Origin of the sequence: Xanthomonas chitinilytica, from assembly GCF_026107455.2 — a bacterium.
Classification (GTDB): Bacteria; Pseudomonadota; Gammaproteobacteria; order Xanthomonadales; family Xanthomonadaceae; genus Stenotrophomonas; species Stenotrophomonas chitinilytica.
Map to the genome: position 1 here is coordinate 285,392 of NZ_JAPCHY010000004.1, position 17,683 is coordinate 303,074.

Genomic DNA, 17,683 nt, shown 5'->3' on the forward strand with positions numbered 1-17,683 from the left:
CTGCCGCCGGTCCGCGCTCAGGGCGTGTCGCGCAGTGCCGGCAGCAGCGTCTGCGGATTGCCGTCGTTGGGCGCGGCTTCGATGCCGAGCAGCCGCGTCAGCAGCGGGTAGACGTCGACGTTGTCGAACACCGGCAGCGTCATGCCCTGGCGGAACGACGGCCCGCGCGCCACGAACACCGCCTGCATCGATGGCAGTGCCGGATCGAAACCGTGCGAGCCGCGGTCGCCGGGCCGGCGTTTTTCGATCATCGCGCGGGTCAGCGCATCCCAGCCTTCGTGCATCTGGCACACGATCGGCGGCACCCGCGGGTTGCTGCCGTAGTGCCAGCGCGGCGGCAGCTGCTCGCGCTTCCAGCAGTCGTAATGCGGGTGGGCACCGAGCAGATGGCGCTCGGCGTCCCGTTCGCGGCCGGGCGCGGCGGCGAAGCCGACCGACTGCCCGACCGATACCGCGGTGGCGATGTCCGCCGGCACCATGTCCTCGGTGGCGACGACGTGGCCGTCCTTGACCGTGGCCATGCCGTGGTCGGAGACGACGATCAGGTCGGTGCGTTCCAGCAGGCCCTGCCGGCGCATGCCGTCCAGCAGCCGCCCGACCACGGCGTCGGCGCGCTGCAGCGCCGCGGCGTATTCCGGCGACTCCGGGCCGTGGTTGTGCCCGGCCTTGTCGACGTGCTCCATGTACAGCGTCACCAGCCGCGGTCGCTGCGGGCCGTCGTCGCCGAGCCAGCCCAGCACCTGGTCGGCACGGGCGTCCAGCGGCACGCTTTCGTCGTACACCTGCCAGCGGCTGGGGCGGATGCCCTGGATGGCGGCCTCGCTGCCCGGCCACGACCAGGTGGCGGTGCGCACGCCGGCCTTCTCGGCGCCCACCCAGACCGGTTCGCCGCCCCACCAGTCCGGGTTGGTGACCGCGCTGCGGTCGTCGAGGCGGAAGCTGCCCAGGTCGTCCTCGTACATGCTGTTGTGGACGATGCCGTGGTGGTCGGGGCGCAGGCCGGTGACCAGCGTGTAGTGGTTGGGGAAGGTCAGCGACGGATACGACGGCGTCATGCCTTCGGCGCGCACGCCCTCGCGGGCCAGGCGCGACAGGTTGGGGCTGATGCCGCGGTCGAGCATGTCGGCGCGCAGGCCGTCGATCGATACCAGCAATACGGCCGGCGGCGTCGCGTCGCGGGCGGTGGGAGAGGACGGCGTCGAGGCGCAGGAGGCGAGCAGCGTGGCGGCGGCGAGCGCCAGCGGAAGGCGGATCGAAATCATTGCGCCATGATAGACCGCCGGCATGACATGGCGGATACAACCATGGCCGGACCGGCGCGTCAGCCGAACAGGTCGGCCGAGGCGCCGGCGGCGACCGGCGCGTGCTCCAGCTTCAGCAGGAAAGCCTTGGTTTCCAGGCCGCCACCGAAGCCGGTCAGCGCGCCGCTGCTGCCGATGACGCGGTGGCAGGGCAGCACGATCGGCAGCGGGTTGCGGCCGTTGGCGGCGCCCACGGCGCGGCTGGCGGTGGGGCGGCCGATGTGCCGGGCCAGCTCGACGTAGCTCCAGGTGCGGCCGAACGGGATCTCCGCCAGCGCCTGCCACACCTGCAGCTGGAACGGCGTGCCGACGGGCGCCAGCGGCAGTTCGAACGTATCGCGTTCGCCGTGCAGGTACTGCAGCAGCTGCTCGCGCGCCTCGCGCAGCACGGGCACGCGCGGGTCGTGGCGCCAGCCGTCGCGGCCCTTGGCGTCGTGGCGGTTGCGCGGGAACAGGATGTGGCGGATGCCCTGGTCGTCGCCGGCGACGGTGAGCGGGCCGATCGGGCTGTCGAAGAGGTCGTAGTGCAGGGTCATGGGGTGTCTCCCGAGGAAGGGGCCGCAGCCAGGTGCCACAGATGCAGGACCGCATAAGCGCGCCACGGGCGCCACGCCTGCGAGCGGGCTTCGGTCTGGCGTTCGCCCAGGCGTCCGCCGTCGCCGAGGACCTGCTGCAGCACCAGATCGCCGGCGGGGAAGGCGTCGGGCAGGGAAAGCGCGCGCAAGGCCATGTACTGCGCGGTCCACGGGCCGATGCCGGGCAACGCCACGCAGCGCCGCACGAAGCCGTCCAGGCTCTGGCCGGCGCCGAAATCGAGCCGGCCGTCGGCGCAGGCGGAGGCCACCGCGCGCACCGTGGCGGCACGGCTGCGCGGCAGGCCGATGCTCTCCAGCGGCGCCTCGGCCAGGGCGGCGGGCGACGGGAACTGGCGGTCCAGTCCTTCGGGCATGTTCGCCAGCGGTTCGCCGAAACGTTCCACCACGCGCCGGGCCAGGGTGGCCGCCGCGGCGACGCTGACCTGCTGGCCCAGCACCGCGCGCACCGCGATCTCGAAGCCGTCCCAGCCGCCGGGCACGCGCAGGCCCGGGCGCTGCGCGATCGCGCGCGCCAGCAGCGGGTCGCGGGCCAGGGTCGCGTGCACCGTCTGCAGGTCGGCATCCAGGTCGAACAGGCGGCGCACGCGGCGGACGATGCCGGGAATGGCGCGCGGATCGACGTCGCCCAGTTGCAGCAGCAGTTCCGGCCGCTTCGCGTCGGCGCTCACCCGGATCAGGCTCGGGCGCTGCGCCGGGCCGATCACGCGCTGGTAGCTGTCCGCGTCGATCCGCTCGATGCCGGGGATCGCGCGGCGGCGCAGGAAACCGAGCATCGCCGCGAAGTCCAGCGGCGGGCGGTAGCCCAGGCGCAGCGTCAGCTCGCCGCCGGGCACCGTGTCGCGCTGGCGGCGGATCGCGGTGGGGGCCATGCCGCAGCCCTGCAGGAACGCCGCGTTGAAGCGGCGCAGGCTGTTGAAGCCGGCGGCCATCGCTACGTCGGTGACCGGCAGCGCGGTCTCGGTCAGCAACTGCTTGGCCAGCAGCAGGCGGCGGGTGCCGTGGATCTGCGCCGGGGTGGCGCCGAGCCGGGCCACGAACAACCGCTGCAGCTGGCGCGAACTCAACCCCAGCCGGGTCGCCAATGCGGTCACCGGTTGTTCCTGCAGCAGGCCTTCGGCGATCAGCCCGAGCGCCCGGCGCATGGTCTCGTCCTGCAGATGCTGCTGCGCTTCCGGCGCCAGTTCCGGGCGGCAGCGCAGGCAGGGGCGGAAGCCGGCCGCGGCCGCGGCGGCGGCGGTCGGGTAGTAGTCGACGTTGTGGCGCCGCGGCGGCGGCGCCGGGCACACCGGGCGGCAATAGATGCCGGTGCTGCGCACGGCGGTGAAGAACACCCCGTCGAAGCGCGCATCGCGCGCCAGGCGGGCCTGTTCGCAGAGTTCGTGGGTGGGCATCGAGGCGATGTGCATGGGCGCAGTCTAGTCGCGCCCAAGCGGATTGACTGGCCGTTTTCGGACACCAATGCGCCGGCGCCGCGCGCCGGTTTAGGACACGTTGCGGTGAACGCCGGATTCGGCACTAGACTGGCATCCGACCGGCGCCGCGCGCCCCTTTCCGGATGCCAATCGTTGTCTATGTTGCCCAAGTCGTGGTGGTCGCCGTTGCTGTGCCTGGGATTGCTGGCCTGTTCGCAGCCGGAGAAAGCGGGGCACGTCGCCACCGCCTCGCAGGCGCCGGAAGCGACGCCGCAGAACGCCGATGGCGACCACATGGTCTCGATCAACGCCGCCGACATCCCGGCACCGCCGCCGGCCAAGCGCACCAAGGAGTGGCCGGCCGCCGAGCTGGAAGCGGGCAAGGCCTGGATCAGTTGCGATACCGACTACCTCGGCGAGACCGGCGACGGCGAACCGCTGCAGGGACTGGACCAGCCGACCATGGAAGCGGCGCTGGCGCCGTGCCAGGAGCGCGGGCTGCTGCGGGTGCGCTACGTCGGCAAGGTCAACCCGTCCTTCGCCGAACTGATGTGGCGGCTGGCGGCGGTGGCCGATGCGCAGAAGATCCGCCGGCGCATCCTCGACCTGGATTCCAGCGGCGGCCAGGTCGAGGCGGCGATCCTCGCCGGCGACAGCATCGGCGAATCGAACTGGACCATCTGGGTGCGCGAAGGCTCGATCTGCCACAGCGCCTGCGTGTTCGTGCTGGCCGCCGGCGACAACCGGCTGATCTCCGGCAAGGTCGGCATCCACCGGATGATGCGCATCAGTTCCAAGGCCACCTCGCGCGCCGAGCTCAACCGCGAACTGCACGAGGTCTACGACAACGTCAAGGACTACCTGCAGCGCAACGGCGTGGCCGTGGGCGTGGCCGACCTGATGATGACCGTGCCCAACCGCAGCCTGCGCCTGCTCACCGGCGCCGAGCTCAAGCAGTTCGGGCTGGACGGCACCAACGCCGTGCAGGACGACCTGGAACGGATCAAGCAGATGCGCAAGTGCGGCGACGATTTCGTGCGCCGCAAGGATGCCTTCCTGGTCGCCTTCGACCAGGAGTGCAAGCTGGCCGGGGCCGAGCTGGAGACGGTGAACGCCTGTGGCCACGCATTGAAGGAGCGTTTCGGCTTTCCCGACGAAACCTGCCCCGAGGAAAGCCCGCTGTCGGAGATCGATACCGCGCTGCTGGCGCCCGCGCCGGCACCGCCGGCGGTGGTGGCGGCACGCGGCGGTTGAGGCCGTGACGCCACCGATGCAGGCGCTGCCGTAGACTCCAGGGCTTGTCCCCAAAACGCTACGGAGAGTGCCATGCGGTCAAGCCCCCTGTTGCTGCTGTTGTCCCTGTCCCTGCCGGCCGGCGCGCTGATGGCGCAAGTCCCGGCCCCGGCGCCGGCCACTCCGCAGGCGGAGGCGGCCAGGGCACCGGCGCTTACGCCGGCCCAGCAGGCGCAGCAGGCCAAGCAGGACGCCGACATGAGCCAGGCTGCGCTGAAGGTCGCCGAGATGGTGGACGGCAATCGCACCGCGGAAGTGTGGGACGGCGCCTCCGCGGTGGCGCGCAAGGCGGTGGCGCGCGATGCCTTCGCCAGCCATGTCGCCGCCGACCGCGGCCGCCTCGGCGCGCTGGTCTCGCGCGGGCAGGCCTCGGTCACCCGGGTGCAGTACCCGGCCGGCGCGCCGGTACCCGAAGGGCTGTACATCAACGTCAGTTTCCCGACCCGCTTCGCCAACGATCCGCAGCCGGTGCGCGAGCTGGTCTCGTTCCGCCTGGACGAGGACCGGGTATGGCGGGTGTCCGGCTACAGCGTGCGCGCGGCGACTCATTGAATTCCCGGCGGGCCGCCGCGCGGCCTGCCTTTCCCGCACCAGGAGGAGCCGTCGATGGACATCGAGATCTGGATGCTGGGCTGGGCGATGCTGCTGGGCATCGCGCAATTGCTGGTTGCCGCGAGCGCCGGCAGCAGCCAGCGCGGCCTGAAGTGGAACGCCTCGGCGCGCGACGGCGAGCCGAAACCGCTGACCGGCGTGGCCGCGCGCCTGCAGCGGGCATGGCTCAACTACCTGGAGACGTTTCCGTTCTTCGCCGCCGCGGTGCTGGCGGTGGTGGCCACGCAGCGCCAGGGCGGACAGAGCGAACTGGCGGTGCAGCTGTATTTCTGGGCGCGGCTGGTCTACGTGCCGCTGTACGCGGCCGGCATTCCCTACCTGCGTAGCCTGGTCTGGGGCGTGTCGGTGGCGGGCATCGCGCTGCTGCTGTGGACGCTGCTGGCGTGATCCAGATCAAGGTGGCGGTGCGGGTGCGCGGATAGGCTGTATCGCGTTTTCAACGATCGGGAGCGGGACATGCAGGCAGTGGACGTCGCCATCGTGGGAGCCGGCCCGGCCGGGTTGTGCCTGGCCCGGTCGCTGGCCGGCAGTGGGCTGTCGGTGGCGCTGGTGGAGCCGCAGCCGCGCCAGGCGCTGGCGCAGGCCGCGTTCGACGGCCGCGAGATCGCGCTGACCCATGCCTCGCGGCAGATCATGGAAAACCTGGGCCTGTGGCAGCGGATCGACGCCGACCAGATCTCGCCGCTGCGCAGCGCCAAGGTGATGAATGGCTCCTCGCCGTTCGCACTCAGTTTCGTCGCCGGCCGCGGGCAGGCGCGCGACCTGGGCTGGCTGGTGCCCAACCACCTGATCCGGCGTGCGGCCTGGGAAGCGGTGCAGGAGCAGGTCGGGCTGGAACTGCTGGACGGCAGCAGCGTCACCGCGATCGATGCCGGCGACGATCGCAACGTGCTGACCCTGTCGTGCGGGCGCCAGCTGTCGGCGCGGCTGGTGGCGGCTGCCGACAGCCGCTTCTCGGCGACGCGGCGGATGATGGGCATCGGCGCGCAGATGCGCGACTTCGGCAAGTCGATGCTGGTGTGCCGGCTGCGCCACGAGCTGCCGCACCAGCATGCCGCCTGGGAATGGTTCGGCTACGGCCGCACCCTGGCGTTGCTGCCGCTCAACGGCGACTGCGCCTCGGCGGTGATCACCCTGCCGCCGCGCCGGATCCAGGCGCTGATGGAGATGGACGATGCCGGGTTCGGCGCCGAGGTGTCCGCGCTGTTCGAGCATCGCCTGGGCGCGATGCACCCGGTGGCCACCCGCCACGCCTATCCGCTGGTCGGGGTCTATGCCCGGCGTTTCGTCGGCCAGCGCTATGCGCTGGTGGGCGACGCCGCGGTGGGCATGCATCCGGTGACCGCGCACGGTTTCAATTTCGGCCTGCAGAGCCAGCAGCGGCTGGCCACCGCGGTGTGCGCGGCTGCCGCCGCAGGCAAGGACATCGGCGCACCGGCGCTGCTGGCCGGCTACGAGCGCCGCCACCGGCTGGCCACGCGCCCGCTGTACGAGGCGACCAACGCCATCGCCGCGCTGTACAACGACGATCGCCTGCCGGCACGGGTGCTGCGCAATGCCGCGCTGCGGGTGGCCAATGGCGTGGCGCCGTTCCGGCAGCTGATCGCCGCCCACCTGACCCAGAGCGCCGCGGCCTGAGCCGGGCGGTGCCGCCGCTCTTGTAGGAGCGACGTGAGTCGCGACGGGGCTTTGATGCAGATACCTCTGCAACCGCAACGGCCCACGCATCCATGGACGGGTCGTTCAATGGGAAAAGCGCCTGTCGCGACTCACGTCGCTCCTACGGAAATCGCCGGTGCTGGACGCCCGCGCGTCAGCCCGCCGCCAGTACCCGGATGCGCACGTCGCCCAGCTCCACCTGCTGGCCCGCGCGGATCTTGCAGGCCTTGCGCAGTTCCACCACGCCGTCCACCCGCACGTGGCCCTCGCCGATGATCGTCTTGGCCTCGCCGCCGCTGCCGGCGAGGTCGGTCAGCTTGAGCAGCTGCTTGAGTTCGACATAGTCGCGGTCCAGCTCGAAATCGATGGTCTGCATGGCGGTCACGTGGGGAAACGGTTGCCATTGTCGGTCATCGGCGGCCCGCCGGCACCGGGCCGGCCACCGTGGCGAGGGTCGGGGAGGGCCGGGGAGGGCCGAAGAGGGCGTGAAAGGCCGCACCGGCCTGCGGGTGTAAGGTGGCAGCTGAACGGTCCACTTCGACCGCACGCGACAGGGCAGGGCCCGAGGGCGCACAATATGCGCCTTTTCGCCCGCCCGTTCGCGGCGGTGCCCCCGGAGTTCCCCATGTCCCAAGAAACCCCCGCGCCGCTGCTGTTCGCAGATCTCGGCCTGTCAGAGGCTGTGATGAAGGCGGTAGCCGCTGTCGGCTACGAGACCCCTTCGCCGATCCAGGCCGCCACCATCCCGGCGCTGCTGGCCGGCCGCGACGTGCTGGGCACCGCCCAGACCGGCACCGGCAAGACCGCCGCGTTCGCGTTGCCGATCCTGTCCAACATCGACCTGGCCCCGACCAAGCCGCAGGCGCTGGTGCTGGCGCCGACCCGCGAGCTGGCGATCCAGGTCGCCGAGGCGTTCCAGACCTATTCGGTCGCCACCCCCGGCTTCCGCGTGCTGCCGGTGTACGGCGGCCAGCCCTACGGCCAGCAGCTGGCCTCGCTCAAGCGTGGCGTGCACGTGGTGGTGGGGACGCCCGGCCGCGTGATCGACCATCTGGACCGCGGCACCCTGGACCTGTCCGAGCTGAAGACGCTGGTGCTGGACGAGGCCGACGAGATGCTGCGCATGGGCTTCATCGACGACGTCGAGGCGGTGCTGAAGAAGCTGCCCGAGCAGCGCCAGGTGGCGCTGTTCTCGGCGACCATGCCGCCGGCGATCCGGCGCATCGCCCAGACCTACCTGCGCGACCCGGCCGAAGTCACCATCGCCGCCAAGACCACCACCTCGGCCAACATCCGCCAGCGCTACTGGTGGGTGAGCGGGCTGCACAAGCTCGATGCGCTGACCCGCATCCTGGAAGTGGAGCCGTTCGACGCGATGATCGTGTTCGCGCGCACCAAGGCCGCCACCGAGGAGCTGGCCGAGAAGCTGCAGGCGCGCGGCCTGGCCGCCGCGGCGATCAACGGCGACATGCAGCAGGCGCAGCGCGAGCGCACCATCCAGCAGCTCAAGGACGCCAAGCTCGACATCCTGGTGGCCACCGACGTGGCCGCGCGCGGCCTGGACGTGGAACGCATCAGCCACGTGCTGAACTACGACATCCCCTACGACACCGAAAGCTACGTGCACCGCATCGGCCGTACCGGCCGCGCCGGCCGCAGCGGCGAGGCGATCCTGTTCGTCACCCCGCGCGAGAAGGGCATGCTGCGCGCGATCGAGCGCGCCACCCGCCAGCCGATCGAGGAGATGCAGCTGCCGACGGTGGACGCGGTCAACGACCATCGCGTGTCCAAGTTCATGGACCGCATCAGCGAGACCCTGGAAGGCGGCGAGATCGATTTCTACCGCGATCTGCTGCAGCGCTACGAAGGCGAGAACAACGTGCCGGCGATCGACATTGCCGCGGCGCTGGCCAAGCTGCTGCAGGGCGACACCCCGTTCCTGCTGAGCCCGCCGGTGCGCGGCCCGCGCGAGGAGCGCGCGCCACGCGGCGAGCGTCCCGGCGCCGGCGAGCGCCCGGCCCGGTTCGAGCCGCGCTTCGAGCGTGGCCCGCGCCGCGAGGAAGGCGAGCGCGCGCCGCGCGCGGCGCGCGGCGAAGCCGAGTTCGAGGCCCGTCCGCGCCGCGAGATCGCACCGCGCGGCGAGCCGGAGTTCGGCATGGAGACCTACCGGATCGAGGTCGGCCACGTGCACGGCGTGAAGCCGGCCAACATCGTCGGCGCGATCGCCAACGAGGCCGGGCTGGAAAGCCGCTACATCGGCCGCATCGACATCCACGACGACTATTCCGTGCTCGACCTGCCGGCGGAAATGCCCAGCGACCTGCTGCAGCACCTGAAGAAGGTGTGGGTGTCCGGCCAGCAACTGCAGATGCGGCGGGTCGAGGCCGGCGAGACGCAGGCGCCGGCACGCCCGTTCAAGCCCAAGTTCGGCCAGGGCAAGCCGGGTGGCAAGCCCGGCGGCCGTGCCGGTGGCCCGGGCGGCGCCCGTCCGCCGCGCCGCGACGGCTTCAAGCCCAAGGGCCCGCGCGGGTTCTGAACCCCGCGTCGCGCACACCGACAGCCCCGGCCCCTGCCGGGGCTGTCGCGTTTCGGGGATGCCCACGGCTCAAGCCCGGCCGGGCGTGAGCCGATATCCCCGATGTGCCGGAAGGCCCCGCATCGGGCCGGGGAGCGGGCACGCATGGGCACGAGGGGGCGCGATGCAGGACGGCAACATCGGTATGCGGGGGAGGTTCCGGCCACCGGTCCGTCGTCGGGCTGGCTGACCCGCCGCTTCCTGCTGCTGATCGCAATGGCAGTGGGGCTGGGCGTGCTGTCGGCGCTGATGCTGGAACTGCAGGCCGGCTCCACCGCCTGGATCGCGGGCGAAGGGGCGTGGTCGAAGGGCCAGCAGCACGCGGTGCACGCGCTGTACCGCTATGCGCAGCAGGGCCATGCCGCCGACCTGGCCGCCGCACGCCGTGCGCTGGAGGTGCCGCTGGGCGATCGCGCCGCGCGGCTGGCGCTGGAACAGCCGGTGCCCGACCTGGAGGCGGCCCGGCGCGGCTTCCTGCAGGGAGGCAATGCGCCGGAGAACATCCCGCGGCTGATCTTTTCCTACCGTTTCGGTCGCGAAGGGCCGTTCTTCCGCGATTCGGTGCGGCTGTGGCGCGAGGCCGATGCCGGCATCCTGCAGTTGCAGGACATGGCGGCGGAGCTGGAGGCCGCGCATGCGCGCGCCGGGCTGTCGCCGGCGCAGGTCGCCGGCTACCAGCAGCGGCTGCAGCAGCTGGATGGCGAACTCCGGATGCTGGAGCTGGCCTTCTCGCAATCGCTGCTCGAAGGCGCCGAGGCCGCGCGCATGGCCACGCTGGCGCTCAGCGCGCTGTCGCTGCTGGCGCTGACGCTGGTCGCGGTGCTGCTGATGCGGCGCATCCGCAACCACCTGGCGCTCAACGAAAGCCGCTTCCGCGCCGCGTTCCATCAGGCGGCGGTGGGCATGATGAAACTGTCCCACGACGGCCGCGTGCTGGAGGCCAACCAGGCGCTGGCGACCATCCTGGGCCATCCGCTGCCGGCGCTGCGGCGGCTGTCGCTGTGCGACCTGCTGCATCCGGGGGACCTGTCGCACGATGGCGGGGGCATCGACTGGCCGCGCCAGCTGCAGGCCGGCGAACGCCGCTTCCGGCGGGCCGACGGCAGCACCCTGTGGGGACGCTGGAGCGCTTCGGCGGTACGGGTCGGCGAGAGCCGTCTTGGGGTACTGGCGATCGTGGAGGACGTCTCGCAGGCGCGGGCGCTGGCCGAGGAAGTCGCCCACCAGGCCAGCCACGACGCATTGACCGGATTGATCAACCGTCGCGAGATCGAACAGCGCCTGCAGCAGGCGCTGGTACAAGCGCGCCGGACCGGCACCCGGCATGTGCTGTGCCTGCTGGACCTGGACCATTTCAAGCTGGTCAACGACACCTTCGGCCATGCCGCCGGCGACACCTTCCTGTGCCGGTTCGCGGCCACGGTGCAGGCGCAGCTGCGCGAGGGCGACTGGCTCGGCCGCCACGGCGGCGACGAGTTCCTGCTGCTGTTGCCCGACACCTCGCCGGAACAGGCGCAGCCGGTGCTGGAGCGGATCGGGCGGGCGCTGCGCCAGGGCCAGTTCGGCGATGCGGGAAGCGCTCCCGGCGTCGGCTGCAGCATCGGCGTGGTCGCGATAGATGCCGACGTGCCCGACGTGAACTGGCTGATGCGCGCCGGCGACAGCGCCTGTTATGCCGCCAAGCAGGCCGGACGCAACCGTGTGCACCATTTCGGCGAGGACGGCCGGGCCCTGGAGCAGCGCCGCCGCGAGGGGCTGTGGCTGGACGGCGTGCGCCGCGCCATCGTCGAGGACCGGCTGGTGCTGTTCGCGCAGAAGATCCTGTGCCTGCGCGAGCCGGACGTGCTCTGCTACGAAGTCCTGCTGCGCCTGCGCGGCAACGACGGCCGGCTGAGTTCCCCGGCCGAGTTCATGCCCGCGGTCGAGCGCTACGGGATGGGCATGGCGCTGGACCGGCACGTGCTGGACTGCCTGCTGCGACAGCTGCGCGCGGTGCCGCAGCACGTGGCGCGCCTGCACCTGTGCAACGTCAACCTGTCGGCGCAGTCGATCGCGCAGCCGGAATTCCTGGAATTCGTCGTCGACCGGCTCCGCCACGAGCAGGCGCTGGCGCAACGCATCTGCTTCGAGATCACCGAAACCGCGGCCATCGACAACCTGGCGCAGGCGCGGCGTTTCATCGATGCGGTGCGGGCGCTGGGGTGCCGGATCGCGCTGGACGATTTCGGCAGCGGGCTGTCCTCGCTGGGCTACCTGCGGCAGCTGCCGGCGGACATACTCAAGATCGACGGCGCTTTCGTGTGCGACCTGGACGTGGACGCGATCAGCCATGCCGCGGTGCGCGCCATCGCGGAGATCGGCCGCGCCCTGCGGATGCGGGTGGTGGCCGAGTGGGTGGAACGGCCCGAGTTGATCGGCCAGCTCGACGCGATCGGGATCGACGGATTGCAGGGCTACGCGATCCACCGGCCATGTCCGCTGGCCGAACTGGTCGGGCAGCGGCAGGAAGCGCCGGCAGCGTTGCCGGAGCCGTAGCGGATGCGCAGGGGCCGGTCAGGGTGGTCCGCCGAAGGCGGGCGGGGTTGTTGCGATAATTGTCGCGACAGGGGGCGCCAGGTGCGCCATGAGACAGTGATGCAGCCGATGGCAGGGCAATGGTGAAGGGCGGTGGGGCCGCGATGGCCACGGGGATGCTGTTGCTGCTGGTGTGGCTGTGGTGGCCGGCGTTGGCGTCGGCACGGATGCCGCAGCCGGACCACGACTACCTGCTGGTGGGCGCGGCGACCGACCAGCAGGCACCGCAACGCGGTTGCAGCCCCGAGGTGCTGGCCGGACTGCGGCAACGGATCGAGATCCCGGCGCCGGCCGGCGGCTGGTCCGGTGCGCCGCAGGCGGTGGACGTGTTCAACGTGTTCGCCGGCGAGGTGATGATCGGCCACGGCGAGCGCCGGATCTGCGGCCGCATGCACGATGCGCGCACCCGCGACTCCCGGTTCCGTGCGGGCGTGGGCATGGTGGTGGTGCCGGCGCGCGGCGACCTGGAGCCGATCCAGGTCGCCTGGGCGCAGCCGCTGAAGCCGCGCTGGATCCCGACCGTGCGGCTGGGCGCGCCCAGCCCGCTGCAGCAGGCCGATACCGCGCGCCTGCTGGTGCGCACCGCCTGCATCGCGATCGCCATCGCGCTGGCGCTGTCGGCGCTGATGGGCTTCGCCAGCGCCCGCGACCGCGCGTTCCTGTTCTATGCGGCGGTATGCGGGCTGTTCGTGGTGTGGCAGGCGGTGCTCAGCGGCCTGAGCGGTTATCCCGAGCCGTGGTTGCCGGTGCGCGAGTACGCGGCCTGGTGGCTGGTGGCGCTGTCCTTCTTCAGCATCGCGGTGTTGTTGTCGGTGCTGTGGCGGCTGTGCGGCGGCAACCGGGTGCTGCCCGGATCGTGGCGCTGGGTGCAGCGCCTGGGCTGGCTGCTGATGCTGCTGGGGCTGGTCACGCCGCTGCTGCCGTGGGCGCTGCTGGTGCCGGTGGCGGCGGCGTTGGACACGCTGCTGGCGATCGGCTGCCTTGCCGTGCTGGCGGCCGCCGCCGCGTCGTTGCTGCGCCGCGACTACACCGCGCTGGCCGGGATGGGAGCGGTGGCGCCGTTCCTGCTGATGATCGCGACCGACCTGTGCGGCAGCACGCTGCTGCGCGAATACCGGGTCGAGGCGATCCAGCTGTCGGCGACCTGGTTCCTGATGATGGCCGCCTATGCGCTCAACCAGCGCCTGGGGCAACTGCGTCGCCAGCGCGACGAGATGCAGCGGCTGGCCGATACCGATGCGCTGACCGGCCTGCCGAACCGGCGCGCCGGCCTGCACCGGCTCGGCGCCTGCGTCGGCAGCGCCCGCGGCAGCGGCCAGCCGTTGACCATCGGCTTCCTCGACATCGACCTGTTCAAGCAGATCAACGACCGCCATGGCCACGAAGTCGGCGACCGGGTGCTGGTGGCGGTGGCCGCAGTCCTGGTTGCCGGGGTACGCAACCGCGAGGACGTGATCCGCATGGGCGGCGAGGAGTTCCTGCTGTTGCTGCCGGGCGTCGCCGGCGCGGCGGCGCTGGCGCGGCTGGAGCAGCTGCGGCTGCAGGTGGCGCAGGCGGCCGCCGGCCTCGACCAGCCGGGCCTGGTGGTGACGGCGAGCATCGGCATGGCCGAACTGGACGGCGCCGGCGACGACGTCTCGAGCCTGCTGCGCCGGGCCGACAATGCCATGTACAGCGCCAAGCGCTCCGGCAGGAACCGGGTGTTCGACGCCGGCGGCCGCTCCCTGCCTGCCTGAATGTCGCCGCCGGCGGCCTGTCCGCCACGCGCGCACGGCACGGCGATCGCGGATAATCGCGCGATGACGACCCGACTCAACAAGCACATCGCCGAAACCGGCTTCTGTTCCCGGCGCGAGGCCGACCGCCTGATCGGCGAACGCCGCGTCACCGTCAACGGCATCGCCGCCGGCACCGGCGCGGTGGTGGGCGAGGGCGACGAGGTGCTGGTCGACGGCCAGCCGCTGCGCGCGCGCGCGGCGAAGAAGGGCGGCAGCCGCCGCCATGTCTACATCGCCCTCAACAAGCCGGTGGGCATCACCTGCACCACCGAGAGCTCGGTGAAGGGCAACATCGTCGAGTTCGTCGGCCACGAGCAGCGCATCTTCCCGATCGGGCGGCTGGACAAGGATTCCGAAGGGCTGATCCTGATGACCAGCAACGGCGACATCGTCAACCAGATCCTGCGCGCCGAGAACGGCCACCAGAAGGAGTACCTGGTGGCGGTGAACAAGCCGGTCACCGACGAATTCCTGCGCGGCATGGCCCGCGGCGTGCGCATCCACGACCAGACCACGCTGCCGTGCCGCACCGCGAAGATCGCCAAGTTCGGTTTCCGCATCGTGCTGCAGCAGGGCCTGAACCGGCAGATCCGGCTGATGGCCGCCGCCTTCGGCTACCGCGTCACCCAGCTGCGCCGCGTGCGCATCGACAACATCAAGCTGGGCGCGCTCAAGCCCGGGCAGTGGCGCAACCTCACCGAACAGGAACTGCGCGGCCTGCTGCCGCAGCACCAGGACTGGTAAGCCCGGCCCGCACATCGCCCTGCGGCATGGCTGCCCGCAGGGTGGCCGCTGTGCGACCCGGCCAGTCCGGCATCGCCCCGACCTGCGAAGAACCCGGTGCTGCCGGCCTGGCGCCGGCCGCCGCGCCGGTCAGTCGGCGATGTTGCGGGCCTCGGCGGTGCCGAGGATCTCCGGGTGTTGCAGCGGCTTGCGGCGGTTGAGCAGCGGGTGCAGGAACACCGCGCCGATGATGATCGCCACGCCCAGGTAGAACAGCGGCGTCAGTTCGCGCTGTTCGCTCAGCAGCAGCATCGCCAGCACGATGGCGTAGACCGGCTCCAGGTTGGTCACCAACTGCACGGTGTAGGCGCTGAGGTGGCGCAGCGCCACCAGCGCCAGCGCGAACGGCAGCAGCGTGCACAGGCCCGCCAGGACGACCAGCAGCACGCCGTCGTGCAGGTCGGGCAATACCCACAGGTCGCTGGCCAGCGCCGGCAGCAGGAACGGCAGCGCCGGCGCCAGCAGGGTCAGGGTGAGGGTGCCGGCGCCCAGCTCCAGTGCGGTCACGGTCAGCGGGTCGGCGTGCGCGACCAGCCGCTTGTTGAACGAGCCGAACACCGCCACCAGCAGCGCCGACAGCGCGCCGATGGCCACGCCCAGGCGCATCCCGTCCGGTACCCCGCCGACCACCAGCGCCACGCCCGGCAGCACCGCCAGGCCGAACGCCAGTTCGCGCAGCTGGAACGGCCGCTTGGCCACCCACGGCTCGATGATGGCGGTGAACACCGGCGCCAGCGCGATGCAGGTGGCCGCCACCGAGGCGTTGGCCAGCTTCACCGCGCCGTAGAAGGTGAGCCAGTGCAGCGCGACCAGCGCGCCGATGCCGCAGTAGGCCAGCGCCAGCTTCGGGGTGAGCGCGGACAGCCCGCGCCATACCCGCGGGATCAGCGCCAGCATCGCCACCACCAGCAGCATGCGCCACCACACCAGTGGCAGCGCCGGCAGGGTGATGAGCTTGCCGAGGATGGCGGTGACGCCCCACAGCAGGACGCAGAAATGGATTTGCAGCAGCGCTTTGCGGGTGTCGGTCATCGGCATCGGCGCATTATCGCCGTTCGCGGCGCTTCAGTGGCGTGGCGCGAGCCAACCGCGCCAGCCCAGCCAGGCCACGGCGAGCACGCTGCCGAGCGTGGCCAGCGCCATGTCCTTGTGCGCGTCCCAGACATCGCCCTGGGTGCCGAGGTAGGCCTGGCCCAGGTCGCCGCCGAACAGTTCGGCGGCGATCCATTCGAACAGCTCGAACAGCATCGAGTGCGACATGATGAAGGTCACCGGCAGCAGGTAGCGCCAGAACCCGCGCGGCGGCGACACCCGGTCCAGCAGTTCGACGCTGGCCGGCAGGACCAGCACGCCGTAGAGGAAGTGCACCGCGCGGTCGAACTGGTTGCGCTCGAAGCCCAGCAGCGCGTCGGGCGAGAACCCCAGCCAGCGCCGGCACGCGGCGTCGTACGGGACTTCGGCGTAGGTGTAGTGGGCGCCGATCTCGTGCAGCAGCAGGAATGCGAACAGCGCCGCGTAGCTGAGCCGGGTGAACGGCGCCTGCCGCCAGCCCAGGTACAGCACCGGCAGCGCGACCAGCACCAGCACGTTCTCCAGCGCCCAGTCCTGGCGGTTCAGCGGCGCGACGGCCAGCGCCGCCCACGCCAGCAGGAACAGCGCCAGCAGCACCGCGGCGAAGCGGCCGGATGCGGGCGTGCGTACCGGGCGGGAAGGGGACATGGCGGCATCATCGCAGCGCACGGGCGCCGCGGCGAGCGGCTCAGCGTTGCAGCAGGCGCTGCAGCTGCATGGCCGCCGCCGGGTTGCGGTGCTTGGCCGCGCCGATGAAGTAGGCGAACACCTCGCGCGGCGGGGCGGCGGAGCGGGGCGGCTCGATGTGCGGCAGCGCGGCCGGGTCTTCGCCGCGGCGCCAGGCGCTCAGCCGCCCGGCCCATTGCGCCAGCGCGTCGGCGGGGTAGCCGGTGTCGATCTCCGGCTGGCTGCGCATCAGCCGGGCGTAGGCGAAATCGGCGGTGAGGTCGGCGCAGGAGGGGTAGTGCGTGGAGTCGGTGAACACCAGCGCCACGCCATGCTGGCGCAGCAGCGCCAGCGATGCCGGGTCGAGGAAGCCCGGATCGCGGATCTCCACCGCGTGCCGCAGCCGGCGTCCGCCGGCCTGGCGCGGCAGCCGCTGCAGGAACGCGGCGAAGTCGTCGCGCTGCATCGCATAGCCTTCGGCGAACTGCCAGACCAGCGGGCCGAGGCGGTCGCCGAGCTCGGCGATGCCGCCGACGAAGTCGTCGACCTGCGCGCCGGTGGCGGCCAGCCGGCGCGCGCCGGTGATGCGCTTGGGGGCCTTGGCCGAGAACACGAAGCCCGGCGGCGTCTGCTCGCGCCATTTCGCGTAGACCGCCGGCTTCTGCGTGCCGTAGTAGGTGCCGTTGATCTCGATGGCGGTCAGCTGGCGGCTGGCGTATTCGAGCTCGCGCCGCTGCACCAGCCCGACCGGGTAGAACATGCCGCCGCGCCAGGGCGCGTAGGTCCAGCCGCCGATGCCGATGTGGATGCCCGCGGCGGCGGGCGCGGCAGGCGCGGTGGCGAACAGGTCGGTCATGGTGAGGGTCGCGGCGGCGGGACGGGCATTGTGCCTGCCGCCGCGGCACGCGCGCGACCGCTCAGGCCGGCTGCCACGGGTCGTAGCTGCCGAACCACCACAGATGGCCTTCCGGGTCGCGGCAGGCATAGCCGCGGCCGCCGTAGTCCTGGCTGCCGATGTCGATCACGATCTTGGCGCCGGCGGCCTTGGCCTGCGCGTAGTGCGCATCGGCATCGGCGACGATCACGCAGGCGCTCTGGGTTTCGCGCCCGCCGATCTCGTCGGGCTGCACGATGTGGCCGCTCCATTCGCTGTCGGTCGCGACCGAGCCGAGCATGACCATGCCGTTGCCGAAGCTCAGTTGCGCATGGTGGACGATGTCGCCGTCCTGGTAGACGGCATGGCGCTCGAAGCCGAAGGCGCGGCACAGCCAGTCGATGGCGGCCGGGGCGTCGCGGTAGCGCAGGCAGGGGATGACGGTGCAGGTGGTGTCGGCTGGCCGGGACATGACGGGCTCCTGGGCGG

General features: G+C 71.7%; 16 protein-coding genes. 8 read left to right on the plus strand and 8 right to left on the minus strand.

The features are described 5' to 3' along the window. Nucleotides 1–17: 17 nt before the first annotated feature. From OK345_RS07155 to OK345_RS07165, 3 genes are read right to left on the minus strand one after another with little or no spacing between them, the layout of a single operon-like run. Nucleotides 18–1,262: an alkaline phosphatase family protein gene (locus OK345_RS07155; protein WP_265127233.1), complete on the minus strand. Its 1,245-nt coding sequence runs from the start codon at nt 1,260–1,262 to the stop codon at nt 18–20. A gap of 59 nt (nt 1,263–1,321) precedes the next feature. Next, nucleotides 1,322–1,837: a methylated-DNA--[protein]-cysteine S-methyltransferase gene (locus OK345_RS07160; RefSeq protein WP_265127234.1), complete on the minus strand. Its 516-nt coding sequence runs from the start codon at nt 1,835–1,837 to the stop codon at nt 1,322–1,324. Then, on the minus strand, nt 1,834–3,303 hold the full coding sequence (locus OK345_RS07165; RefSeq protein ID WP_265154762.1) for an AlkA N-terminal domain-containing protein: 1,470 nt from the start codon (nt 3,301–3,303) through the stop codon (nt 1,834–1,836). The genes OK345_RS07160 and OK345_RS07165 overlap by 4 nt, the downstream gene beginning before the upstream one ends. 168 nt (nt 3,304–3,471) lie before the next feature. Between OK345_RS07165 and OK345_RS07170 the strand changes: the two genes are divergently transcribed. The 4 genes from OK345_RS07170 (at nt 3,472) to ubiM (ending at nt 6,852) form a co-directional block, all read left to right on the plus strand. After that, complete coding sequence (locus tag OK345_RS07170; RefSeq protein ID WP_425510956.1) at nt 3,472–4,563, plus strand: COG3904 family protein; 1,092 nt, start codon at nt 3,472–3,474, stop codon at nt 4,561–4,563. Between the two features lie 72 nt (nt 4,564–4,635). Next, a complete protein-coding gene (locus tag OK345_RS07175; protein WP_265154760.1) occupies nt 4,636–5,154 on the plus strand; it encodes a DUF4019 domain-containing protein in 519 nt (172 codons plus the stop codon). Nucleotides 5,155–5,208: 54 nt separating this feature from the next. Further along, the gene (locus tag OK345_RS07180; protein WP_265127235.1) at nt 5,209–5,601 is read left to right on the plus strand and encodes an MAPEG family protein; all 393 of its coding nucleotides are present in this window, start codon (nt 5,209–5,211) and stop codon (nt 5,599–5,601) included. A 69-nt stretch (nt 5,602–5,670) separates the two neighbouring features. Then, the gene (gene ubiM, locus OK345_RS07185; RefSeq protein ID WP_265127236.1) at nt 5,671–6,852 is read left to right on the plus strand and encodes a 5-demethoxyubiquinol-8 5-hydroxylase UbiM; all 1,182 of its coding nucleotides are present in this window, start codon (nt 5,671–5,673) and stop codon (nt 6,850–6,852) included. 175 nt (nt 6,853–7,027) lie between these two features. On the opposite strand, the gene OK345_RS07190 is transcribed toward ubiM, so the two are convergent. Then, complete coding sequence (locus tag OK345_RS07190; RefSeq protein ID WP_265127237.1) at nt 7,028–7,249, minus strand: RNA-binding S4 domain-containing protein; 222 nt, start codon at nt 7,247–7,249, stop codon at nt 7,028–7,030. Between the two features lie 249 nt (nt 7,250–7,498). Here OK345_RS07190 and OK345_RS07195 point away from each other — a divergent pair, with 249 nt between their 5' ends. The 4 genes from OK345_RS07195 to OK345_RS07210 all read left to right on the plus strand — a co-directional run bounded on the left by OK345_RS07195 (nt 7,499) and on the right by OK345_RS07210 (nt 14,544). Next, complete coding sequence (locus tag OK345_RS07195; protein WP_265127238.1) at nt 7,499–9,409, plus strand: DEAD/DEAH box helicase; 1,911 nt, start codon at nt 7,499–7,501, stop codon at nt 9,407–9,409. A gap of 255 nt (nt 9,410–9,664) precedes the next feature. Beyond that, complete coding sequence (locus OK345_RS07200) at nt 9,665–11,983, plus strand: putative bifunctional diguanylate cyclase/phosphodiesterase (protein ID WP_265127239.1); 2,319 nt, start codon at nt 9,665–9,667, stop codon at nt 11,981–11,983. Between the two features lie 143 nt (nt 11,984–12,126). Then, on the plus strand, nt 12,127–13,758 hold the full coding sequence (locus OK345_RS07205) for a sensor domain-containing diguanylate cyclase (RefSeq protein WP_265127240.1): 1,632 nt from the start codon (nt 12,127–12,129) through the stop codon (nt 13,756–13,758). A gap of 63 nt (nt 13,759–13,821) precedes the next feature. Then, a complete protein-coding gene (locus OK345_RS07210) occupies nt 13,822–14,544 on the plus strand; it encodes a pseudouridine synthase (RefSeq protein WP_265127241.1) in 723 nt (240 codons plus the stop codon). A 129-nt stretch (nt 14,545–14,673) separates the two neighbouring features. Here the strand turns inward: OK345_RS07210 and OK345_RS07215 are convergent, their stop codons facing one another. From OK345_RS07215 to OK345_RS07230, 4 genes are all read right to left on the minus strand, one after another. Further along, a complete protein-coding gene (locus tag OK345_RS07215) occupies nt 14,674–15,621 on the minus strand; it encodes a DMT family transporter (protein WP_265127242.1) in 948 nt (315 codons plus the stop codon). A 27-nt stretch (nt 15,622–15,648) separates the two neighbouring features. After that, nucleotides 15,649–16,302: a DUF2238 domain-containing protein gene (locus tag OK345_RS07220; protein ID WP_265127243.1), complete on the minus strand. Its 654-nt coding sequence runs from the start codon at nt 16,300–16,302 to the stop codon at nt 15,649–15,651. Nucleotides 16,303–16,342: 40 nt separating this feature from the next. Next, complete coding sequence (locus OK345_RS07225) at nt 16,343–17,176, minus strand: DUF72 domain-containing protein (RefSeq protein ID WP_265127244.1); 834 nt, start codon at nt 17,174–17,176, stop codon at nt 16,343–16,345. Between the two features lie 61 nt (nt 17,177–17,237). Further along, nucleotides 17,238–17,666 carry a VOC family protein gene (locus tag OK345_RS07230; RefSeq protein WP_265127245.1) on the minus strand — a complete coding sequence of 143 codons (429 nt, stop codon included), beginning with the start codon at nt 17,664–17,666 and terminating at the stop codon, nt 17,238–17,240. Nucleotides 17,667–17,683 lie beyond the last annotated feature (17 nt).